Raw genomic sequence first — 1,227 nt, 5'->3', positions numbered from 1 at the left:
CGCATTGCAGCGCGCCGGGCTCGAACTCGCCCGCCCGGGGCGGGAGGTGGCGCCCGGCCGCCCCTGGCAGCCGCCCGAGCCCGCAGGCCCCGCCACGCTGCTCGGCGCGACCGAGCTGTTCCGCCCCTTCACGGCGGAGGAACGCGCGACGCTCGCCGACGGCATGGCCAGGCACGCGCTCGCCCCCGGCGCGACCATCGTGCGGCAGGGGGAGGAAGGCGCCTCGCTCTACCTCCTCGCCGAGGGCGCGCTGGAGGTGCTGATCGCGCGGCCGGGCGGCGGGGAACGGCGCGTCGACCGGCTGTTCCCGGGCGCCGTCTTCGGCGAGATGTCGCTGCTCACCGGCCAGCCGCGCAGCGCGACCGTGCGCGCAGAGACGGAGGCGCTGGTCTTCGAGCTCGGACGGGATGCTCTCGATCCGCTGCTGCGCGCGCGCCCCGACCTGGTGGAGGGGCTGACGGCGATCATGGTCGCGCGGCAGGCGCGCAATGCCGCCGGCCCCTCGCCGCAGGCCTCGGCCGCGCTCCCCTCGCGCGAGGACATGCTGGCGCGGTTGAAATCCTTCTTCGGCCTGCGCTGAGGGGGTCGCAGATGTCCCGCCGCGCAGCAGGATGCCCGCTCAGCGGCACTCCAGCACGCGGATGTCGTAGACCGGATGCTCCAGCATGCTTACGCCGGGGGCATTGGCGAACATCCAGCCGCGGAAGGCGGGCGGGCTGCCCGGCGCGGCGCGGCTGTCGGTGATCTCCATGAAGGCCGCGGCATCCGGCACCTCGTCCGGGGCACGGCCCTGGCAGGCGCGCAGGGTGATGGTCAGGGACCCGAAGCTCGCCGCGCGCCCGACCGGCGCGTCGAGGATGGTGATGCGCGCCGTCACCTTGTCGAGCGCCTGCAGTCGCGCGCTGCGCATCGGCACCCATTCCTGCGCCGCGGCGGGCAGGGCGATGACCAAAAGGGCGAGGGCGGCCGCGATCCTCATCCGGGCTTCCGCGGGCTTTCGAGCCCATCGACCAGCCCGCGCAGCATCTCCCGCATCGCCGCCTCGTCCACGCCCATCAGCACCGCGTCCTCGAACGCGTCCTGCAGCGCCTGGCGGACCTCCGCGTGGTTCTCCGCGAGCACCTTGAGCTTCTCTCGGCACGACAGGGGCTTGCCGTCGGCGCCGGGCCAGACGGTGGGCGCGCTCATCGCGGCGCGGGCGCCGGGGCCGGCGCCGGGGCAGGGGCG

3 protein-coding genes are annotated in these 1,227 nt (G+C 75.4%); 1 reads left to right on the top strand and 2 read right to left on the bottom strand.

Features of this window, described 5'->3' with window-relative positions:
* The coding region (locus HW577_RS25295; RefSeq protein WP_198378843.1) for a cyclic nucleotide-binding domain-containing protein at positions 1-580 on the top strand (580 nt) is incomplete at its 5' end.
* A gap of 39 nt (positions 581-619) precedes the next feature.
* Here the strand turns inward: HW577_RS25295 and HW577_RS25290 are convergent.
* Both HW577_RS25290 and HW577_RS25285 read right to left on the bottom strand, forming a co-directional pair.
* Complete coding sequence (locus HW577_RS25290) at positions 620-979, bottom strand: DUF2155 domain-containing protein (protein WP_198378842.1); 360 nt, start codon at positions 977-979, stop codon at positions 620-622.
* Positions 976-1,188, bottom strand: a complete 213-nt coding sequence (locus HW577_RS25285; protein ID WP_198378841.1) for a hypothetical protein — start codon at positions 1,186-1,188, stop codon at positions 976-978. The genes HW577_RS25290 and HW577_RS25285 overlap by 4 nt, the downstream gene beginning before the upstream one ends.
* Between the last annotated feature and the right edge of the window lie 39 nt (positions 1,189-1,227).

The sequence above is a fragment of the Neoroseomonas rubea genome, assembly GCF_016106015.1.
Taxonomy (GTDB): domain Bacteria; phylum Pseudomonadota; class Alphaproteobacteria; order Acetobacterales; family Acetobacteraceae; genus Neoroseomonas; species Neoroseomonas rubea.
The sequence above is the reverse complement of the archived record's forward strand: the minus strand, read 5'-3'. Positions and strand labels throughout refer to the sequence as shown.

Coding starts and splice junctions, on each gene's coding strand:
- HW577_RS25290 (WP_198378842.1), bottom strand. CDS start 979: ATGAGGATCGCGGCCGCCCTCGCCCTTTTGGTCATCGCCCTGCCCGCC.
- HW577_RS25285 (WP_198378841.1), bottom strand. CDS start 1,188: ATGAGCGCGCCCACCGTCTGGCCCGGCGCCGACGGCAAGCCCCTGTCG.